The organism is Bradyrhizobium sp. Kon56, assembly GCF_055807635.1.
On sequence record NZ_JBVVOU010000430.1, the window covers coordinates 1 to 268 of the forward strand.

General features: G+C 61.2%; 1 protein-coding gene. It reads right to left on the reverse strand.

Going from position 1 to position 268, the window contains the following annotated elements; translation table 11 throughout:
- The coding region (locus AC0L3B_RS39565; RefSeq protein ID WP_473383270.1) for an HAD family hydrolase at nucleotides 1-268 on the reverse strand (268 nt) is incomplete at both ends.

Below are 268 nucleotides of genomic sequence, written 5' to 3' on the forward strand. Positions count from 1 at the left end.
GGTTTGCCGGCGGTTTCATCCGCGGCACGGGTAATGTCGAAATAATCATCCCAGCCATGGGCCTTGAGCACGCGGTCCAGCCCGCGACGGGCCTTGCCGGTAGCCACGGCGAGGTAATAGCCCTGGGCGCGGAACGCCTCAAGCGATTGCCTCACACCGTCAAACAAGGGTGAAGGCTCGGCTTCCAGGGCGATGTAGTGGTCCGCGTAGTGCTGTCGAAACGCGATCAGTTGCTGATCATTGATCTGCGGGTACAAGGTGCGGATGG